A 21,005-nucleotide genomic window follows, 5' to 3' on the forward strand; every position below is an offset into this window, starting at 1 on the left:
ATGATTTTGGGAAATAACGTGCCTCATGTTCCTTACAATTTCAAAAGAAGACCTGAAGGGCAAATAAGACGTCCTCGGTTCTTTAGAACATCGACTGGTCATTCGCGAGAGTCATTCGTCTAGGGTAGCCAGTATAGTCTTCAAGGCTTCTTGGACGCTGACATTTGTCATCGTATAACTTGCCTGGGTTTAAACACACATTCTAGTAGCACGTGTTCAAAAAGTTGGGTTTTCAGTACCGAGAAGATGGGATGAAGCTAGAAATGGAGTAGTGGAGCGTAGGATAAACTACGTGAGCAACCAGAATGGTTCCTTGGGAAACAACCTTCGTAAGCCTCCCACTTATTTCGGCTGAATTTCATATTCGACGTTGATGATGCAGCTGGGTATCCTTCGTAATCAAAAGCAGACTTTTGAACAACTTCTAGTAGATTTATTGCAAATGCTAGGTTTACTTCCGTCTCTACCGGGCATACTGATAGACATGAGAGAGTTGCAGGCAACGTGATCAGAGAGCCGAGGGGGAGAACGGAATGAGCAGACGAATTGTAAAGCAAATTGGACTTATTATTGTATGTCTTATGATGATTATCATGATGTGGGAAGGTCAGAAAACGGATGCAGCTGTGGCGGCCACAGCGATTCCTGAACAATCGATTCGCTTGCGTATTCTAGCAAACTCGGATGCACCGGGCGATCAATTGGTGAAACGCGAGATTCGGGATGCTGTCGTTGCGCAGATGGGCGAGTGGGTAGCCGAACTGGAGAATCCGCAAAGTCTGGATGAAGCGCGCAAGGTTATTCGTGAGCATTTGTCCGAGATTGAGAATAGAGTAGGAGAAGAGTTGGCCAGTCGCGGTTTAAATTATGAGTATCAGGTGGAGCTGGGTTCCGTTCCGTTCCCGACCAAACTATATGGTGGCACTGTGTATCCTGCCGGAGATTATGAAGCGGTTCGGATTACGCTGGGCGAAGGAAAAGGTCAGAACTGGTGGTGTGTGTTGTTCCCGCCGTTGTGCTTCATTGATGCAGGGACCGGGGATGCACTGGCGAAACCTTCAACCGTATCAGCCGCAGCGGCTGAACCAGGAGATGCAGAAGCATCTGTGCAGGGAGATACACCGGAAGCAAGATTCTTTCTGTGGGATATGGCTGTGAAACTGTGGAGTTGGGTAACTGAATTGTTCGCATAACAACGTACTTATACTATGGTAAAGGGCAACTTCGATTCAGGGAGCTGCTCTTTTGGTATGAATCGGTGGTGAGGTTATAGTGAGACTCATGTGTGGAGTGAAGTGTGAAGGGCATCCGAGGCGGTACAGGTATGTTATAATTACTTATATTGAATATGGATATGAACTAACCTACTTGAAGTTTAGGAATGATGATATATGAGCAGAGAAAACGAACCAGTGCAACACACCTCTGAGATGAGGGATGGTAGAGAAGAATGTGATATGAAAGCTCCGGTAGAACTAGTCACCGAGATGTGGGATGTACGCGTCTTGGTGAGCGCTGAGAACGATCACAGAATGGGTAATATTGAATTGTTGGATGTGAAAAAGGGGAGCGCCGATCAACAGGCGCTCGCCGACTTGCAGGCTGCCGCAGCCTGCATTCGTCAAGGTCAGACGGTGGCCTTTCCGACCGAGACGGTCTATGGCTTGGGTGCCGATGCGCGTAGCACAGCAGCCGTGGAGGCTGTATTTGTCGCCAAAGGCCGACCTTCCGACAATCCACTGATTGTGCATATCGCGCACCGTGACCAATTGGATGCGCTGGTCACGGAAGTGAACGAAACGGCGGAAGCACTGATGGCGGCCTTCTGGCCGGGACCATTGACGCTGGTGCTGCCGGTTAGGCTGGGGGCGGTGTCCCCGCGTGTCACCGCCGGACTGGACACGGTGGCCGTGCGCATGCCGGACCACCCGGTGGCCTTGCAGTTAATCGCGGCGGCGGCATGCCCTGTGGCTGCGCCAAGCGCCAACCGCTCCGGGCGGCCAAGCCCGACACTCGCGTCTCATGTACGCGAGGATCTGGATGGCCGCATCGGCGGCATTGTGGACGGCGGCCCCACCGGGGTGGGCGTCGAGTCCACGGTTGTGCAGGTCGGTGACGACGGTACCGTCACCATCCTGCGCCCTGGCGGCATTACGGCGGAACAGCTGTCCGCCGTTGCCGCCCGTGTCGCCACGGACCCCGCGCTACTCGCGGAGGGGGCCGATGGCGTGGACAGCCCGGCGCCGCGCTCGCCGGGCATGAAGTACACGCACTACGCACCCGCAGGGGCGCTGTGCGTGGTGGAGGGGCCGCCCGCAGCGGTGGCGGCCTGGATCAGCGCCGCCCTCGCAGAGGCGGCGCAGCGCGGAGAGCGCACAGCGGTGCTGGCGTTCGCCGAGCACGCGGAGCAGTACCGCGCCGATGCCGTGTTCTCGCTGGGTGACGCCAGCGAGCTGGAAGAAGCAGCGCGTCGGCTATACGCCGCGCTGCGCAGCTGCGATGAGCAAGGCGCCACATATATTGTGGCTGAAGCCTGCTCACGCGAAGGGCTGGGAGCAGCCGTCATGAATCGGCTGCTCAAGGCTGCGGGGAACCAACTCATACAAGTTGGCAACCAGCGCCCCTTATAACCTCTCCTGATCATACAGTCAGGAGAGTAATCACTCTTTTTCCAAAACAAAATCAAGATTCTATAAAGCCAGCATCTGACCAGAGATCCGTCGCCGTTTGCCTTTCATCGGTCATGTTTAGGTCCTTGTCCGCATATCGTGTACAAGAACCTTTACGTGACTTGGGGGTATGGGGATGTGGGATGTGTCTGCCCATGTAGGGCAGTTGGTAACCATTTTGATCATGGCTGTTGCGCTTGGCCTCGATGCGTTCTCACTCGGAATCGGAATTGGCATGAAGGGCATTCGGCTGCGGGATGTATTGCGAATCAGTATTGTAACGGCGCTATTTCATATCATCATGCCGCTCATCGGCATGTATATGGGCAAATACGTCAGCTCCCTGCTCGGTGACATTACGACGTATGCGGCAGGTGGATTGCTTGTTCTGCTGGGTGGTCATATGATTCTGAATGCATTCCGTGAAGGCGATACCAAGCTGGTGGACCATCGTTCCCTGCTCGGCGTTGTTTTGTTCTCCCTCAGTGTAAGTGTGGATTCGTTTTCCGTTGGCGTTTCACTGGGAATGTTTAGTAGTAATCTGATATTGACCGTACTTGCTTTCGGTGTGTGTGGCGGGGTAATGTCGGTTATGGGTCTGCTATTAGGCCGCCGGGTGAGTCAGAATCTCGGTGATTACGGCGAAGCGATTGGTGGCGCAATCTTGCTTGCGTTTGGACTTTTGTTTATATTTTAGAATAAAACTTGAGATATCTTATCATTCGCATCATATGTAAACTGGGGAGGCCAACACAATGAAACATATTTTATTCGTATGTACAGGAAATACGTGCCGCAGCCCCATGGCAGAGGGGCTTTTGCGAAAACTGGCATTGGAGCGTGGCATTCAGGTAGAGGTTCGCTCCGCAGGTGTGGCAGCAACGTCGGGTATGCCGATCTCCCGACATGCTGAAGCGGTTTTGAGAGATCATAACGTTGAAGGTCCACCTCAATCCACACAACTTAGCTCCAATCTAGTAGGTTGGGCTGATCTAGTTCTTACATTAACACGGAGTCATAAGCAGCATGTCATGCAGGTTTTTCCCGACTCCGTCCACAAAACTTATACATTGAAAGAATATGTGGAGGATGATGAACAGGTATTAAGTGATGTTCAGGAGTTGGACAGCCTGTTTGCAACGCTTGAGATGAAACGTGCCCTTGGGCAAGAGATCCTGGCATCGGAGCGAGAGCGAGCCATTGAGATTAGACAACGAATTCCAAGTTTCGACATCTCTGATCCGTTTGGGGGAAGTCGTGATGATTACAATATAGCTGCAGCTGAGATTCGGACGGCATTGGACCGGCTTTTGGATAAGCTGGGATAATTCTGATCCTGCGGGGCAGGTTATAGAAATAGGACACGTGATGTAAAATAACCGTTGATTTTAGCCGCGGGTTGTTTTATGATGAAGGGGAAAACAGGGATCCGGTGTAACTGGCGACGAAGTGGGCATAACCACGATGGAGCACCGGAACAAACGGCCGGTCGCCTGGGCAAAAGAGCAATTCTGCGTTACCCGCAGACTGCTCTTTTTTTCGTCTTTCATCTGATTATTCGCTATAATAGTACCTGAGATGCCGTGCAAGAATACGAAGGACAGCCAAGAGACAGCGGGCATGATTTTATCGGGAGGCGATAATAGGATGACTATAGAGTTAGATTCGGAACAACCCGGATTGCAGGAACAGACCACGTCTATTCTGCATGAACTAGCGCTTGCTGGACAGCTTGGGCCTGGACAGATCGTTGTGATCGGTACAAGCACAAGTGAAGTCGCAGGCGCTCGGATTGGTACGAGTGGTGCCATTGAAGTGGCGCAGCAGCTTCTTGCGGGTATACGCGAGGTGCAGGAGGAATTCGGTTTTGACACGGTATTCCAATGTTGTGAGCATCTGAACCGTGCGCTGGTAATGGAACGTTCTGTGCTTACTCGACTTGGATTGACCGAGGTTGGTGCAGTACCCGTGCCCAAGGCCGGAGGTTCAATGGCATCCGCAGCATATCGTTCGCTGACCGATCCATGCCTGGCTGAACATGTGCAGGCCCATGCGGGACTGGACATTGGGGAGACGATGATTGGGATGCATCTCCGGCATGTAGCCGTACCCTATCGTACAGCGCTCCGCTATGTTGGAGATGCTCGTGTAACCACAGCGTTGACCCGTCCGAAGTTGATTGGCGGCGAACGCGCGGTGTATCGTATGGAAGAACAACCAGATTCGACATTTTGTGACTAACATATAAAGCGAGACTAATTGGGTTACACTCCTGACTTTGATTGCATCACCATCTTCCGATCGCTGTTATCCCCAGATTTTTTTATTCCCTATTTAAAGGGGAAATCCGGTGATAGCCTATGCTTCCGGAGTAGCTTTCTAAAGAAAGCTTTTAGGCGACCACTGCGTTTCTTCAGATTGGTGTTGCACTCGCCGTTTTCGTGTAAACATTAGTTTCACTTTATAACTTCACTTATAAACTGGGAGGAATTTAATCATGGAACAATTGCGCAAGAATGACCCGGCAGTACTGGAAGCGATGAATCTTGAACTGAAACGTCAACAGAACAACATCGAACTGATCGCATCCGAGAACATCGTAAGTGAAGCAGTAATCGAAGCAATGGGATCTGTTCTGACCAACAAGTACGCTGAAGGATATCCAGGTAAACGTTACTATGGCGGTTGTGAGCATGTGGACATCGTTGAAGACATCGCGCGTGATCGTGCAAAAGAATTGTTCGGAGCAGAACACGTGAATGTTCAACCTCACTCCGGTGCACAAGCGAACATGGCAGTATATCTTGCAGCGTTGAAACCTGGCGATACTGTACTTGGTATGAACCTTGCCCATGGTGGACACCTCACACACGGTAGCCCAGTTAACGCATCCGGTTTGCTGTACAACTTTGTAGCATACGGCGTACAGGAAGATACATTCCTGATTGATTATGATGAAGTACGCAAAGCGGCTTTCAAACACCGCCCTCGTCTGATCGTTGCAGGTGCAAGTGCATATCCGCGTACCATTGATTTTGAAAAGCTGGCTTCCATCGCCAATGATGTAGGCGCTTTGTTCATGGTGGACATGGCTCACATCGCAGGACTGGTTGCTGCTGGTTTGCATCCAAACCCGGTTCCACATGCGCATTTCGTTACAACAACAACACACAAAACGCTGCGTGGACCTCGTGGTGGTATGATCCTGTGCCGCAAAGCGTGGGCAGCAGCGATTGATAAAGCCGTATTCCCTGGTTCCCAAGGTGGACCTCTGATGCACGTGATCGCTTCCAAAGCGGTAGCATTCGGTGAAGCTTTGCAACCATCGTTCAAAACATATGCTGAGAATGTCGTGAAAAACGCACAGGTTCTGGCTGAAACACTGATCGCTGAAGGATTGAACATCGTATCCGGTGGTACAGATAACCACTTGATGCTGATTGACACACGCAGCGTGAACATCACAGGTAAGGAAGCTGAGCATGTGCTTGATTCCATCGGTATTACCGTGAACAAAAATGCAATTCCATTTGACCCTACAAGCCCGTTTGTAACGAGCGGTATTCGAATTGGTACACCTGCTGCTACTTCCCGTGGCATGAACGAAGAAGCTATGGTAGCGATCGGTAAGATCATTGCTAAAACGCTGAAAAATCCAAAAGATACGGCGAAGCTGGATGAAGCTCGTGCAGAAGTGACTGCACTGACAGACCAATTCCCGCTCTATACCGATCTTAAATACTAAAAAAATTTTGCTCATGCTGCTTTCTTTTGAGGTTTTATAAATTGGAATACAAAAGACGAAGCTGGCAGAATGCAACCGGAGAAGCGAAGCGCTCGCCTTTATCCCATGATTTTCTCCTTTTATAGGAGAATCAAAAAAATCAGGGGATAACAGCGATCGTAGGTGCAATCTGTTTGCGGAGCATCACTTGTATTCATATTTTTCCCACTCAATGACATAACAGCATGAGCAAAATAGGACCGGATGGATCATTTTCCGGTCCTGTTTTTTATAGGATTCGGTAATCTGTAATGATTGGGTGCCCTTTGATGGTGTAATTCGTTGTTGGTGATGATATAATATACAGGATTTATCGAGCCCATGAATGGTGGCTAGGTATATTTGGAAATGCTTAACATGAAGAACTTACCGGAGGGACAAATTAGATGGGAAAATTAGTAATATGTGATCACCCTTTGATTCAACACAAACTGACGTTTATACGCGACATGCGTACGAATACGAAAGATTTTCGTGAATTGGTGGATGAAGTAGCAACGTTGATGGCTTATGAGATTACAAGAGATGTTGAACTGGAAACGATTGATGTACAGACACCTGTAGCTGCAACACAAGGTAAAGTCATCTCTGGACGTATGCTCGGACTGGTGCCGATTCTGCGCGCAGGACTCGGAATGCTGGATGGTGTTGTGAAATTGTTGCCAGCGGCAAAAGTTGGACATGTGGGTCTGTTCCGTGACCCGGAAACACTGCAACCGGTAGAATACTACACCAAACTGCCTACAGACGTAACAGAGCGCCAATTGATTGTAATTGATCCGATGCTGGCAACGGGTGGTTCGGCAATTGCAGCTATTGACGTGCTCAAAAAACGTGGCTGTACCCAAATCAAAATGATGAACCTGGTTGCAGCACCGGAAGGCGTAAAAGCTGTGCAAGATGCACATCCCGATGTGGACATCTATGTAGCAGCATTGGACGACCGTCTGGATGATCATGGTTATATCGTTCCAGGACTTGGAGATGCAGGAGACCGTCTATACGGCACTAAATAAGCATATCGCATGCTTTGTAAGAGGTTCGGAACATATAGAAAAGGGGCTTTGCTCGAATGTCCAACAAAATTAAAGTCATGACGATCTTCGGGGTGCGTCCGGAAGCCATCAAGATGGCTCCGCTTATTTTGGAATTGCAGAAACACCCTGAGTCTATTGAATCTATTGTTTGCGTAACTGCGCAGCATCGCCAGATGTTGGATCAGGTACTTGAAGTTTTCGACATTCATCCCGATTACGATCTGGATGTGATGAAAGACCGTCAGACATTGAATGAAATTACAATTCGTGTGCTTGGTGGTCTGGAGCCAGTGTTATCCGAAGCTAAGCCGGATATTGTACTGGTTCACGGGGATACATTGACTACCTTTGTAGCGAGCTATGCAGCATTCTTGCAACAGATTCAGGTAGGACATGTGGAAGCGGGGCTGCGGACGTGGAACAAGTTGTCTCCATATCCGGAAGAGATGAACCGCCAGCTGACGGGAGTACTGGCTGATCTACACTTTGCGCCTACGGATTGGTCTTCTTCCAATCTTGCCAAAGAAAATAAATCGGAGTCTAGTACGTACGTCACAGGCAACACGGTAACAGATGTGTTTCAATATACTGTACGGGAGGACTACACACACCCGGTACTTGATTGGGCCCAAGGCAAACGCCTTGTGCTGATGACAGCTCATCGCCGTGAATCTCAGGGCGAGCCTCACCGCAACATTTTCCAGGCCGTCAAACGGATTGCCGACGAATTCGAAGATATTGCCATCGTGTACCCGGTGCATCCAAGTCCTGCTGTGAAGGAGCCGGCTCACGCGATTTTGGGGAATCATCCCCGTATTCAATTAATTGATCCACTAGACGTGGTGGATTTGCATAACTTTTATCCGCACACTCACTTGATTTTGACCGATTCAGGCGGTTTGCAGGAAGAAGCGCCTTCGTTTGGTGTGCCTGTGCTCGTATTGCGCGATACAACAGAACGCCCGGAAGGTATTGAAGCCGGAACGCTGGAATTGGTAGGTACCGAAGAGGAACTTGTGTATGAACGGACCAAAGCTCTGCTTACAGACAAAACCCTGTATGAAAGCATGAGTCAGGCTGCCAATCCATACGGTGATGGACATGCTTCGGAAAGAATTGTCAATGCGATTTTGCACCATTTCGGTGTAAATAGTGAGCGTCCGGAATCATTTCACAGAAAATTCAAAAAATAATACATTTTTTCTGACGGATTTATAAAGGGCAAGCATACAGTTAAACTGTACGGTTTACGCGGGTTTATGGGCTTTGAGGGTCTGTATTCCCGTCGTTTTCCCCTTTAAAACGCTAAAATCATTCAATTGACAAAGGCTCTCATCATTCAGTAAAATTAACTGGGATTGCAAGGGTGGCGTGGAAAATGGCCGATTCGAACAAACCAAATTCATCCCGTAACCATGACGATAATGTATGGAAAGCGATGGGACTCGTGACAGCTTTTGGGATCGAGATTGCCGTTCTCGCTGTTGCCGGATATTACGCTGGCTCCTGGTTGGACAAGACCATCGGAGGTAACGGAATATGGATCGCCGTAAGCGTTCTCTTTTTTCTTGCGGCAGGCGGTGTAAGCATCTACTTTATCGCGAAAAAAATCATGGGGGAAAGTGATGAGTGAACTAACCAGATACCGCAGATCGATGACTGTTTTCGTCATGTACTTTCTTATGATTTGTTTTCTCGCAGCGGCCTTTATGCCACGTGTGGAGACAATTGCTTTGGGACTGGCCCTGGGTACAGGAGTTAGCTGGATCAATGCATTTTACCTGGGCTACAAAGTAAGGAAAATGTCTGATGATGCGGCAGAAGGTAACTTGAAGCGTGTCAACTTGGGATTTTTGACAAGAGCGGCATTCGCTGTGCTCGGTATATTCATATCGATGCGCTTTCCGCAGTACTTCAATACATATGCGGTTGCAGGCGGTCTCGTCATTGCACAATATTCCTTATTGATTATAGGGATTGTCTATTCCCGCAGAGCAGAATGATGTTAAGGGCTGCAGCTTTCAAGTCGAGAAAGGGGTGAGAAAAATATGCATGAAGCTCCAATTATTATGCTTGGCGGATTTCGACTGGATCTATCGGTTCTGTTGATGCTGGTAGTTACAGGTGCAATTGTTTTTATTTTTGCTGTACTGGCAACACGGAGATTATCCGTTGAAAATCCCGGCAAGCTGCAAAATTTTATGGAGTGGGCAGTAGAATTCGTCCGCAATCTGATTTCCAGTACAATGGATATGAAGAAAGGTAAACATTTTATCTCTCTCGCTCTTTCCATGATTATGTTCATTTTTGTAGGGAACATGCTCGGCCTTCCGCTCGTGGCTGTATCTGAGGTAACAGATGTTAATCAGGCACAGGTATTCGGTAAGCCGATTGTTACAGCGGTGGAGGCGTTTGAAAAAGCGCATGCCAAGGACCCTGAAGCACACCCACACGTTGAACTGGCCTGGTGGAAATCACCAACAGCCGACTTGTCTGTAACGATGGGACTAGCTCTTGTAGCGTTCCTTGTATCTCATGGACTTGGATTGTTCCGTAACACCAAAGGGTATCTCCAGCATTACTTCAAGCCATTCGCCTTGTTCTTGCCAATCAACTTGATTGAGACGGCATCCAAGCTGTTGACACATGGTATGCGTTTATTCGCGAATATCTTTGCAGGTGAGGTACTGATCGCAACGATCCTGAAACTGACCACATTCAAAGTGTTTGGTGCTATTGCAGCGATTCCGCTACTTATGGTGTGGCAAGGCTTTAGTATCTTTATCGGCGCGATCCAGGCATTTGTGTTTGTTATCTTGATGATGGTGTACATTTCACAGAGCATCGAGACGCATGACGAGCATTAAGTTTCAAGCCCTACGAAGATTTCTTCACCAGGCTGAACAATAAAAAATTCGATTTATCATTTTAAGGAGGATATACAAATGGGAGCAATGGCATTAATCGCAGCAGCAATTGTTGCAGGACTGGGCGCGTTTGGCGCAGGTATTGGTAACGGTATGGTAATCAGCAAAACGGTGGAAGGTATTGCCCGTCAACCGGAAGCAAAATCCACTCTTCAAACAACAATGTTTATCGGTGTAGGTTTGATCGAGGTATTGCCGATCATCGGTGTGGTACTCGCGTTCATGTTCTACGGTATGGCTTAATTAAATTTTAAAGGTTTGGCGGGGAAGGCCATAGCCATCCGCGCCTTCTTTTTAGGTAATGTCCGTTCTAACGGATGACGTTTCAAGGATACCTCCAGGAAGGAGTGAACAGATTGAGTTTCATATGGGAAAATACGCTTCTTGCGATTGTTGCATTTGCAATTTTATATTGGCTGCTTAGCCGTTATGCTTTCGGGCCTTTGTTCTCCATTATGGAAAAACGTCGTGAACTCGTGATGACGCAGATGAATGAGGCTGCACAGACTCGGGAACAGGCCATTGCCTATGTGGAGGAACAAAAACAAGCTCTTGAGCAAGCACGTCAAGATGCTTACGACATCATTGAACAGTCCAAACAAACAGGTGGCAAACAAGCTGAATCGATTTTGGCTGATGCAAAAGCTGAAGCTAATCGTCTGAAAGACGATGCAGTACGCGAAATCGAGAGCGAGAAGAACAAAGCAGTCGCAGCACTTCGCAGCGAACTGGGTACAGCTTCCGTTCAGATTGCATCCAAGTTGATCAAAAAAGAAGTTGAGAACGGTCCTGCACAAGAAGAGCTTGTGAACCAATACCTCAATGAGGTAGGAGGCCGACAATGAGCCGCGATACGATTGTTGCCAAACGTTATGCGAAAGCATTGTTCGAAGTTGCTCTTCAGCAACAGCAGGTGCTTGAGGTTGAACAGGAACTGGTTGCGGTAGTCAGTGCATTGACCGGAGATGCAGATATCGAGAAATTTATCGTATCTCCTAATATCTCTGATGAAGTCAAGCAGAGCGTGCTTCACTCAAGTCTTGATGGTAAGGTATCCGAACCTGTCCTTCGTACAGTCTTGTTGTTAATTGAACGCGGACGCGTTGAATTACTGGGAGACTTGTTGAGTGATTATCGGAAGATCCAAGGTGAGTCGCTGGGCATCGCTGATGCACGTGTCTACTCCACTTATGCGTTGAATGATGAAGAAAAAGAAGCGGTAGCCCGTGAATTCGGTGGCCGTGTGAATAAAAAGATTCGTATCGAGAACATTGTTGATCCGACTCTGCTGGGCGGATTGAAAGTCGCCATTGGCGATACGATCTATGACGGCAGCTTGGCTGGCAAGCTCGAACGTCTTGAGCAGTCTTTTAACAGACGAGTACAGTAGATTGGGGTGAGGACACTTGAGTATCAAACCAGAAGAAATCAGTACATTAATTAAGAGCCAAATCGAACAATACAAGACCGATATCGATGTAGTCGAAGTCGGAACGGTAATCGAGGTTGGTGATGGTATCGCTCGTGTTTACGGACTTGAGAACGTCATGTCCAACGAGTTGGTTGAATTCCCAAGCGGTGTTATGGGACTCGCCATGAACGTCGAAGAAAGCAATGTCGGTGTCGTTATCCTGGGACCTTACTACGATATTCGTGAAGGTGACCAAGTGAAACGTACTGGTCAAATCATGCAAGTGCCTGTAGGCGAAGCATTGATTGGACGCGTCGTGAACCCGCTCGGTATTCCTGTAGATGGCAAAGGGCCAATCGCTACAACGGAATTCCGTCCGGTTGAAGGTAAAGCACCAGGCGTAATGGATCGTAAATCGGTTCATGAGCCGATGCAAACAGGGATCAAAGCCATTGATGCAATGGTTCCAATCGGTCGCGGACAACGTGAGTTGATCATCGGTGACCGTCAAACAGGTAAAACATCCATCGCGATTGATGCGATCTTGAACCAAAAAGGTAGCGGCATGAAGTGTATCTATGTGGCTATTGGTCAGAAACAGTCTACGGTTGCTCAAGTTGTGGAAACTCTTCGTCGTAAAGGCGCAATGGAGTACACAATCGTTGTGACTGCAGCAGCTTCCGATCCATCACCACTCTTGTACATCGCACCGTATTCCGGTTGTTCGATGGGTGAGTACTTCATGTACAAAGGCGAGCACGTTCTGGTTATCTATGATGACTTGACCAAACAAGCCTCTGCATACCGTGAGCTTTCCTTGTTGCTTCGTCGTCCACCGGGCCGTGAGGCTTATCCGGGTGACGTCTTCTACCTGCATTCCCGTTTGCTGGAGCGTGCTGCGAAGCTGAATGATGAACTTGGTGGTGGTTCTTTAACCGCACTGCCGTTTATTGAAACACAAGCTTCCGACGTATCTGCATACATCCCAACGAACGTAATCTCCATCACGGACGGACAAATCTTCCTGGAAGCTGACTTGTTCAATGCTGGACAACGCCCGGCGATCAACGTAGGTATTTCCGTATCCCGTGTCGGTGGTTCTGCTCAGATCAAAGCGATGAAAAAAGTTGCAGGTTCCCTGCGTCTCGACCTCGCTCAATATCGTGAGCTTCAAGCGTTCTCCCAGTTCGGTTCCGATCTGGACAAAGCGACTCAGGCTCGCCTGAATCGTGGTGCACGTATGATGGAAATCCTCAAGCAAGGTGTGAACCAGCCTCTGGCCGTAGAACAACAGGTGGTCAGCTTGTACACAGCCGTTAAAGGATTCCTGGATGAAATTCCTACAGGTGATGTGACTCGTTTCGAAGGTGAGTTCCTCGCCTTTATGGAGAGCAGTCATCCGGAAATTCTTGCATCCATCCGTGATACAAAAGAACTGACTGCAGACAACGAAAACGCACTGAAAGGTGCAATTGAGAAGTTCAGAAAGAGCTTTGCTGTCTCTGTCTAAATAAATGACTGCAGGTGCGGAGTTGTCTAACCGATTCCGCATGTCTGCATGTAATACTTTGACTCTGTCAAAAAAAGATGATGCTTACGATGTAGTTTTGACTTTGTCAAAACTTTAAGGTGGTGAAATCATGGCAAAAGGCATGCGCGAAATTAAGCGGCAAATTAAAAGCGTACAAAGCACCAAGCAGATCACCAAAGCAATGGAGATGGTAGCTGCTGCAAAACTGCGTAAAGCGCAGGAAAAAGCGGAAGCAGCCCGTCCTTATTCGGAGAAACTGAAAGAAGTTGTAGCTAGTATTGCATCAAGCACGCAAGGTATACAGCATCCGATGCTGGAGAGCCGTCCGGTCAAAAAGACAGCTTACCTGATCATTACATCGGACCGTGGTCTTGCAGGTGGATACAATGCGAACGTTTTGCGTCAGGTTAATCAGACGCTCAAAGAGCGCCACAACTCTCAGGATGACTACGAATTGTTCGTCATTGGACGTAAAGGGCGCGATTACTTCAGACGTCGTGAAATGGCGATGGCATCCACAACAACGGATCTGTCGGATTCGCCTTCATTTGCAGACATCAAATCCATCGCACACGAAGCTGTTCATGGGTTTGAACTGGCTGAATTTGATGAATTGTACATTTGTTATAACCGCTTTGTGAATGCGTTGACCCAGATTCCTACGGTAGAAAAACTTCTTCCGATGGAAACACCTGAGGTTACTGCTGCGGAAGGACCAACGGCAAGCTACGAATACGAGCCGTCTGCTGAGGCCGTACTGGAGGTTTTGCTTCCGCGTTACGCGGAGACGCTGATCTATGGTGCGCTTTTGAACGGTAAGGCGAGTGAGCTAGGCGCGAAAATGACGGCGATGGGTAATGCAACTAAAAATGCATCCAAAATGATTAACGAATTGTCATTGACCTATAACCGTGCCCGTCAAGCGGCGATTACGCAGGAGATTACGGAAATTGTGGCAGGTGCCAACGCAGCACAAGGCTAACTGTTTTTATTAATGAAGGCTTGCAGAGCAAAGATAAACGAACGGTACATTATTTTTGCAAAAGTAGCAGGCTTGTAGGAGGGGAACGTTAAGATGAACAAAGGACGCGTTGTGAGCATCATGGGTCCGGTTGTTGACGTCGAGTTTGATCGCGGCGGTCTGCCGGAAATCCTCAATGCCATTACGATCACTACAGTAAGTGAGAGCGGCGTAAGTGTGAACCTTACACTCGAAGCTTCGAGACATCTGGGTGACAACCGTGTACGTTGTATTGCGATGTCCTCCACGGATGGACTTGTACGTGGTATGGAAGCATTAGATACAGGAGCTCCAATCTCTGTACCTGTCGGAGAAGCGACACTGGGTCGGGTATTTAACGTACTCGGCGAAGCAATTGATACTGGCGGTGCTGTAGCTACTGAACAGAAGAACCCGATTCACCGTTCAGCACCTGCATTTGATGAACTGACTACCCAAGCAGAGATGCTGGAGACAGGAATCAAAGTTATTGACTTGCTCGCTCCTTATGCCAAAGGTGGTAAAATCGGTCTCTTCGGCGGTGCCGGTGTAGGTAAAACGGTAACGATTCAGGAATTGATCAACAACATCGCACAAGAGCACGGCGGTATCTCCGTATTCGCGGGTGTTGGTGAGCGTACACGTGAAGGTAATGACTTGTATCACGAGATGAGTGATTCCGGCGTTATCAACAAAACAGCAATGGTCTTCGGACAAATGAACGAGCCTCCAGGCGCACGTCTTCGTGTAGCCCTCACAGGTCTGACGATGGCGGAATACTTCCGTGATGAAGAAGGCCGTGACGTGTTGCTCTTTATCGATAATATCTTCCGTTTCACCCAAGCGGGTTCAGAAGTATCTGCCTTGCTTGGACGTATGCCTTCCGCGGTAGGTTACCAACCTACGCTGGCAACAGAAATGGGTCAACTGCAAGAGCGTATCACTTCAACGAAAAAAGGATCTGTAACATCCATCCAGGCCATCTACGTGCCTGCGGATGACTATACAGATCCGGCTCCTGCAACGACGTTTGCCCACTTGGATGCAACGACGAATCTGGAGCGTAAAATTTCCGAGATGGGTATCTATCCTGCGGTAGATCCGCTGGCATCCAGCTCCCGGATCTTGTCCCCTGAAGTTGTAGGTGAAGAACACTACAACGTAGCTCAAGGCGTTAAACGTATCTTGGCGCGTTACAATGAACTGCAAGATATCATTGCGATCCTGGGTATGGACGAGTTGAGTGAGGAAGACAGAGCGCTTGTATACCGTGCTCGTAAAATCCAACGTTTCTTGTCCCAGCCATTCCACGTTGCTGAAGCATTTAACGGTATTCCAGGTAAATACGTTCCGGTTAAAGAAACGGTGCGCAGCTTTAAAGAGATTCTCGAAGGTAAGTATGATGATCTTCCGGAAGCAGCTTTCCTCTTTGTTGGTACAATTGAAGAGGCAGTGGAGAAAGCCAAAACACTGGTTTAGTCTGAATCCAGGATTGTCCTTATGAAGCGGGCTATCCTTCGGATATTTCAGGAGGGATGGAATTGAGCACCTTTTTGTTGGAAATCGTAACACCCGAGCGTTTGGTCTATTCAGAACAGGTGAATAGCATTACGGCTCGTGGTATTGAAGGGGAACTGGGCATTCTGCCAGGTCATATTCCTATGGTTACACCTTTGCAGATTGCACCGATCTATATCCATAACGGAAAAGAAAATAAACGAGTTGCTATCGGTGGCGGGTTTATCGAAGTTCGTAAAGATAAGGTTGTTGTACTCGCAGAGAGTGCTGAATTCCCGGAAAGCATTGATGTGGATCGTGCGCGTGCGGCGAAAGAGCGGGCAGAACGTCGGCTTGCAAGCCAAAGCAATCAGGACCACTTTGATCACCGTCGTGCAGAGATTGCGCTGCAAAAAGCGGTTAACCGGATTAATGTGTTCGGCAAATAAACGATTCTTGGAAGCCTGGCGGCTTAGTCTGCCGGGCTTTTTTGAGTTTGTTTGATAGAATTGTTTTATCGAATATATCAAAAGGGCTGACCACAAATCCATCCTATCCCTTCAGTAAACAGAAGTATTTTAAGCAAAATATTCACCGATTATGAGGATTTGAATAGAATGTAGGACTAAAGTAGTGGGCGCATTTACCACTAAGAGAACCATTTTTTTCATGAGTAAATTTAAATTATTTCCGAGGAAATGACAGAATCGATATCGAAATAGCGCTCTTTTATGTCGTTTTAGTCACAAAATCCCGACATTTTAAAATTAAAATATTTTAGAAGTGGAAATCAATGTAATTGACAATGTATGATGAAAGAGCCTATATTCCATAGAGTCAGCAGATGCAGGAAGCTGCGTAGTAGATTCCATAGTCATGCACAGCCGCATTGTTGCTGCTCGGTGATTGGGCATCAGGAGATTCCTGCCTGGCAGGAGTAAATCTGACAGTACGCTCAGTATGTTGTGCTTAAGACATTCCAGTATACTAACAAGTTATGGGTGCCGGGCATATGATATGCTGATCGCTGCAACAAATGTGGAGGTAAAGAATATATGGATACTGATCTGACGAATCAGGTGAACCAAGCGTTAAGCACCAATGGCTTGGTCTCAATCATCGTCTCCCTGTTATGTATAGCGTTGTCTTGGTGGGCTTTGACAAATCTCAAACTGGATTTAATCATCAGGCAACCAAGAGGTGCTCAGGGAAGACTGTTGCATTTGTTGCTCGCCATCATTTTGGGGCATGCCGTTGCTGGCTTTGTCATTGACTACTTGTCTTGGACTCAAATGTTGCGTAATTTGTTTTAATGTTGAGATGGTTGGTTAATCATCTGTTAGGTTCTTCAAGCTGCTCATTGTCGAATAACATCGATTAATTGTGTTAACAATTAGAGTATGAGTTGTCGGTAAAGAAATTAAGAAAAAAATGTGACGTAAAATTGGATGAATTTGAGATGTTTTATGTAAAAATGCTTGTATCGTACAATTCAACAATGTTATGATGGAAGTTAGGGAATTCACAATTGTTCACTTATTTTGTAGTTATAAACGGGATATCCGGTTCATGCCGGCTAATAACCATCCCACTCTGTCTGTTCTGATGCTCTGCTGGCTTGTAAGACACTGATTTTACATGCTGAATAGCAAGATGCACGGCACATGGTATCATTGATATGGATTATAAAAACCAATTCTTTTCTGAACAGACATCTGTGGCAATATGCCAGAATATGTCGAAATTCCACACACAGCAACAGTCCTTTCTAGCATAGTGGGGCTTACGTATTCCGGAATGAAGAAAAGGGAATAAAAGCGCGGAGGGAACCATGATGAGCAAATTTATCGTCCGCGGTGGCAAAAGGTTGACCGGAAGTGTCAAAGTTAGCGGCGCTAAAAATTCTGTTCTTCCGATCATCGCTGCCTCTCTCTTAGGGGAAGAAGGACAAAGCGTTATTATTGACGCGCCTCCTCTAGACGATGTGATGACGATTAACAAGGTGTTGGAATCGCTGGGAGCGGGAGTTACATACCGGGACGAAGTGATTACCGTAAATGCGGAGAAACTTACTTCCTGTGAAGCCCCGTATGAATGGGTAAGTAAAATGCGGGCGTCTTTCCTGGTCATGGGGCCTTTGTTGACTCGAATGGGTCATACAAGAATCTCACTTCCTGGTGGATGTGCCATCGGTACACGGCCTATTGATCAGCATTTGAAAGGTTTTGAAGCCATGGGCGCAGAGATCAGCTTGGGCCAAGGTTATATCGAGGCTCGTAGCCAAGGACGGTTGCGTGGCGCGAAAATTTATCTGGATGTGGCTTCCGTAGGTGCCACTCAAAATATTATGATGGCTGCAACATTGGCCGAAGGTGTAACTGTTCTGGAGAACGCGGCGAAAGAACCTGAGATTGTGGATCTTGCCAATTTCCTGAATGGAATGGGTGCCATCGTACGTGGTGCTGGTACTGGAGTGATCCGCATTGAAGGTGTGGAGAAACTGACAGGTGTTACACACACCGTTATACCGGATCGGGTAGAAGCTGGTACGTATATGGCTGCTGCTGCAATTTCTGGTGGTGACGTGTACATTGAAGGTGCAATCTCTGATCATTTAGGCTCCGTTATCGCTAAGCTTGAAGAGATGGGTGTAACAATCCAACCGGATGAGAATGGCGTGCGTGTAATCGCAGATCGTCCTCTTAAAGCTGTGGATGTGAAAACATTACCATACCCAGGATTCCCGACCGATATGCAATCCCAGATGATGGCACTCTTGCTTGCATCTGAAGGAACAAGTGTCGTGACAGAGACTGTTTTTGAAAACCGATTCATGCATGTGGATGAGTTCCAATTGATGAATGCGGAGATCAAAGTTGAAGGACGTTCGTCCATCATCACAGGTAATGCCAAACTGAAGGGTGCCAAAGTAACGGCTACCGATTTGCGTGCGGGTGCCGCACTTATTATTGCAGGTCTTGTTGCTGAAGGTACAACGGAAGTGGGCGGTGTTCATCACATCGACCGTGGCTATGTACATCTCGCTGAGAAGCTTAACGGACTTGGCGCTGACATCTATCGGATCTCGGTTGATGAGCCTAAGCTGGAAGCAACCAAAGCACCTAGTGAAAAAGTGGAGAAAGAAGTACCGATGTTTAAGGTACAACCAACTTTGGCTTAACACTGGATTGAATAAAAAAATATGGTCCCCCTATTATGAGTCACACGGTTGTTGTGTGGATTATGAATGCGATGGAACGTATATTGTAAAAAATGATAAAGCTAAGCCATCTGGCTTGGCTTTTTTTGTGTTTTACTTTTAAGAAGACAACGAGATATTTGATACCTGATTCTATTAATAGCTGGTCCTAACTTGTATAGCATAACATCGTATTCTGTATCAATTCTGAACCAAATGAAAGAGCGTACTTTATATAGGGTGTCGGTTCCAATTAAACACCGGTATTCAGCGACAGATCAACGTTTCTAAGATGTACATAGCAAAAGAAAACAAGAAATTGAACAGAACGAAAAGGGCCTCGTTTCTCTCAAATCAGGTTCTATCAGATCAAGCCAGCTCATAACCTAAACTATGGATTTGAACAACACGACCGGCACATGACCGGCCATAGATAACGGAGGGTTATATTCGAATGAAAGAAGCTCGTGTACAGGTAAAGGTACCCCTTGTCCCTCGTCCAGGTATGCAAGAGCCGGAGGGAAATACCGTTTCTGGAGTGGAAAAAGACAAGGCTGCCCCATTGAACCTAAGGACTGTTCCATCACAGCCTGCAAGATTAATCAATCCAGGACGGGTGTCGACAGATGAGCTGAACCGACAGACAACCGAGCACATTCATATACCTGTTATTGAGCTGGACCAGTTCCGCCGAGTGAAGCGTCGCCGAATGCGGACATTTGGACGAAAACCCCGATGGGGACGTAATACGACGCGATGGCAACCTGCTGCCGCTGTATCTGCCTTATTGGCAATGGCGTTACTGATTCCGGTAATTCTGGTATGGCCGCGGACAAGCGAATCACCAAAGCCGATCCCTGCTCCAACAGATTCAAGCAGTACAAGAACCCCAGCTCCTGCGCCAGCCGTTCCTGTTACGTACCCTGAACCTAAAGTACGCGTATACTTGTCTGCAACGGGCACAACGATGAATCTGCCATTGGAAGACTATGTTACCGGGGTTGTGGCAGCTGAGATGCCAGCGGAATTCAGACTGGAGGCGTTAAAGGCGCAGGCAATAGCTGCTCGTACATTTATCGTGCGTAGGTTAGCTGCGAGTGATACAAGCGGTGTTCCATCAGGTGCGGCGGATGTGACGGATACGGTCAACCATCAGGTGTTTATTCCGCCAGATCAGGTGAAAGCGGATTGGACGCGTCTAGGGAAGGCGAAGGAATGGGAGAAGCTGCAACAGGCTGTACGCGAAAGTCGAGATACGGTGATGACATATCAAGGCAAGGCAATCACCGCCTCTTTTTTTTCCACAAGTAATGGATATACCGAGAATGCTGAGGATGTATGGGGGAACGCCGTGCCGTATCTGCAAAGTGTAGACAGTCCGTGGGACAAAAACCTGGCACCAGGATTCAAACAGACCGTCACCATGAAGCGTAATGAGATTCTACAGAAGTTAAACCTGGATGCCATTCCGGTTACCGCCGAGAAGGGTGGATCGTGGATGGAAGTATTGTCTACAACCAAAGGGCATCGGATTAAGGAAATGCAGATCGCAGGTGAGACATTCAGCGGACCCGAGGTGCGTAAGCTGCTTGGATTAAGATCCAGCCAGTTCAGTTGGAAGACCACAGGTGACGAAATCCAGATTACAACGTACGGTTACGGTCATGGGGTTGGCATGAGCCAATGGGGAGCAAACGGCATGGCGCAGGAGGGACACACGGCCACCCAAATTCTCAAACACTACTATACCGGCATTTCATTCGGACAGGCATCCAAGATGCTTGCATCGAAGTAGGAGAGATGAACACGGATGGATAAAGCGAAATAATTCGAATGGGTAGGGCTATGTGCGAATGTATGCAAACGTATGGCGATGAGCTGTTTAGGATTGGAACTCATCAGACTTCCCACATACCAGTCGCGCTATCGAATCTGAGAGGACTTACTGGG

The 21,005-nt window shown here is 47.9% G+C and carries 21 protein-coding genes and 1 riboswitch; all 21 genes read left to right on the top strand.

The window, feature by feature from the left end; translation table 11 throughout:
* Nucleotides 1–533 precede the first annotated feature (533 nt).
* Complete coding sequence (spoIIR, locus tag ACDJ59_RS28710; protein ID WP_413407022.1) at nt 534–1,193, top strand: stage II sporulation protein R; 660 nt, start codon at nt 534–536, stop codon at nt 1,191–1,193.
* A 264-nt stretch (nt 1,194–1,457) separates the two neighbouring features.
* Nucleotides 1,458–2,630 (top strand): L-threonylcarbamoyladenylate synthase, encoded by a 1,173-nt coding sequence (locus ACDJ59_RS28715; protein WP_413407023.1) that lies wholly within the window; start codon nt 1,458–1,460, stop codon nt 2,628–2,630.
* Nucleotides 2,631–2,805: 175 nt separating this feature from the next.
* Nucleotides 2,806–3,366 carry a manganese efflux pump MntP family protein gene (locus ACDJ59_RS28720; protein ID WP_413407024.1) on the top strand — a complete coding sequence of 187 codons (561 nt, stop codon included), beginning with the start codon at nt 2,806–2,808 and terminating at the stop codon, nt 3,364–3,366.
* Nucleotides 3,367–3,424: 58 nt separating this feature from the next.
* Nucleotides 3,425–3,997, top strand: coding sequence for a low molecular weight protein arginine phosphatase (locus tag ACDJ59_RS28725; RefSeq protein ID WP_413407025.1), 573 nt, complete (start codon nt 3,425–3,427; stop codon nt 3,995–3,997).
* Nucleotides 3,998–4,093: 96 nt separating this feature from the next.
* Nucleotides 4,094–4,175, top strand: a riboswitch (ZMP/ZTP riboswitch).
* Nucleotides 4,176–4,316: 141 nt separating this feature from the next.
* The gene (locus ACDJ59_RS28730; protein ID WP_413407027.1) at nt 4,317–4,910 is read left to right on the top strand and encodes a TIGR01440 family protein; all 594 of its coding nucleotides are present in this window, start codon (nt 4,317–4,319) and stop codon (nt 4,908–4,910) included.
* 256 nt (nt 4,911–5,166) lie between these two features.
* The gene (gene glyA / locus ACDJ59_RS28735) at nt 5,167–6,414 is read left to right on the top strand and encodes a serine hydroxymethyltransferase (RefSeq protein ID WP_164783303.1); all 1,248 of its coding nucleotides are present in this window, start codon (nt 5,167–5,169) and stop codon (nt 6,412–6,414) included.
* A 425-nt stretch (nt 6,415–6,839) separates the two neighbouring features.
* Nucleotides 6,840–7,469 (top strand): uracil phosphoribosyltransferase, encoded by a 630-nt coding sequence (gene upp / locus ACDJ59_RS28740; protein WP_017691929.1) that lies wholly within the window; start codon nt 6,840–6,842, stop codon nt 7,467–7,469.
* 56 nt (nt 7,470–7,525) lie between these two features.
* Nucleotides 7,526–8,683 (top strand): non-hydrolyzing UDP-N-acetylglucosamine 2-epimerase, encoded by a 1,158-nt coding sequence (wecB, locus tag ACDJ59_RS28745; RefSeq protein WP_413407028.1) that lies wholly within the window; start codon nt 7,526–7,528, stop codon nt 8,681–8,683.
* 185 nt (nt 8,684–8,868) lie between these two features.
* Nucleotides 8,869–9,123: an AtpZ/AtpI family protein gene (locus ACDJ59_RS28750; protein WP_413407029.1), complete on the top strand. Its 255-nt coding sequence runs from the start codon at nt 8,869–8,871 to the stop codon at nt 9,121–9,123.
* Nucleotides 9,116–9,493, top strand: a complete 378-nt coding sequence (locus tag ACDJ59_RS28755; RefSeq protein WP_017691932.1) for an ATP synthase subunit I — start codon at nt 9,116–9,118, stop codon at nt 9,491–9,493. Before ACDJ59_RS28750 ends, ACDJ59_RS28755 begins: the two co-directional genes overlap by 8 nt.
* A 45-nt stretch (nt 9,494–9,538) precedes the next feature.
* A complete protein-coding gene (gene atpB / locus ACDJ59_RS28760; RefSeq protein ID WP_017691933.1) occupies nt 9,539–10,357 on the top strand; it encodes a F0F1 ATP synthase subunit A in 819 nt (272 codons plus the stop codon).
* 78 nt (nt 10,358–10,435) lie between these two features.
* Nucleotides 10,436–10,660: a F0F1 ATP synthase subunit C gene (gene atpE / locus ACDJ59_RS28765; protein WP_017691934.1), complete on the top strand. Its 225-nt coding sequence runs from the start codon at nt 10,436–10,438 to the stop codon at nt 10,658–10,660.
* Nucleotides 10,661–10,773: 113 nt separating this feature from the next.
* On the top strand, nt 10,774–11,262 hold the full coding sequence (gene atpF / locus ACDJ59_RS28770) for a F0F1 ATP synthase subunit B (protein ID WP_036612568.1): 489 nt from the start codon (nt 10,774–10,776) through the stop codon (nt 11,260–11,262).
* Nucleotides 11,259–11,807, top strand: coding sequence for a F0F1 ATP synthase subunit delta (locus ACDJ59_RS28775; protein ID WP_413407030.1), 549 nt, complete (start codon nt 11,259–11,261; stop codon nt 11,805–11,807). The genes atpF and ACDJ59_RS28775 overlap by 4 nt, the downstream gene beginning before the upstream one ends.
* A gap of 16 nt (nt 11,808–11,823) precedes the next feature.
* Nucleotides 11,824–13,338: a F0F1 ATP synthase subunit alpha gene (gene atpA / locus ACDJ59_RS28780; RefSeq protein ID WP_036612563.1), complete on the top strand. Its 1,515-nt coding sequence runs from the start codon at nt 11,824–11,826 to the stop codon at nt 13,336–13,338.
* A gap of 130 nt (nt 13,339–13,468) precedes the next feature.
* Complete coding sequence (gene atpG, locus ACDJ59_RS28785) at nt 13,469–14,341, top strand: ATP synthase F1 subunit gamma (RefSeq protein ID WP_076319219.1); 873 nt, start codon at nt 13,469–13,471, stop codon at nt 14,339–14,341.
* A gap of 93 nt (nt 14,342–14,434) precedes the next feature.
* Nucleotides 14,435–15,838 (top strand): F0F1 ATP synthase subunit beta, encoded by a 1,404-nt coding sequence (gene atpD, locus ACDJ59_RS28790; protein ID WP_105406848.1) that lies wholly within the window; start codon nt 14,435–14,437, stop codon nt 15,836–15,838.
* A 62-nt stretch (nt 15,839–15,900) separates the two neighbouring features.
* Entirely contained in the window at nt 15,901–16,305 is a 405-nt protein-coding gene (locus ACDJ59_RS28795; protein ID WP_036612555.1) for a F0F1 ATP synthase subunit epsilon, read from the top strand.
* Between the two features lie 606 nt (nt 16,306–16,911).
* Nucleotides 16,912–17,169, top strand: coding sequence for a DUF1146 family protein (locus ACDJ59_RS28800; protein ID WP_017691941.1), 258 nt, complete (start codon nt 16,912–16,914; stop codon nt 17,167–17,169).
* Nucleotides 17,170–17,690: 521 nt separating this feature from the next.
* On the top strand, nt 17,691–19,037 hold the full coding sequence (murA, locus tag ACDJ59_RS28805; RefSeq protein ID WP_082762960.1) for a UDP-N-acetylglucosamine 1-carboxyvinyltransferase: 1,347 nt from the start codon (nt 17,691–17,693) through the stop codon (nt 19,035–19,037).
* Between the two features lie 472 nt (nt 19,038–19,509).
* Nucleotides 19,510–20,850 carry a stage II sporulation protein D gene (spoIID, locus tag ACDJ59_RS28810; RefSeq protein WP_413407031.1) on the top strand — a complete coding sequence of 447 codons (1,341 nt, stop codon included), beginning with the start codon at nt 19,510–19,512 and terminating at the stop codon, nt 20,848–20,850.
* Nucleotides 20,851–21,005 lie beyond the last annotated feature (155 nt).

The sequence above is a fragment of the Paenibacillus amylolyticus genome, from assembly GCF_047302515.1.
GTDB classification, from domain to species: Bacteria; Bacillota; Bacilli; order Paenibacillales; family Paenibacillaceae; genus Paenibacillus; species Paenibacillus amylolyticus_G.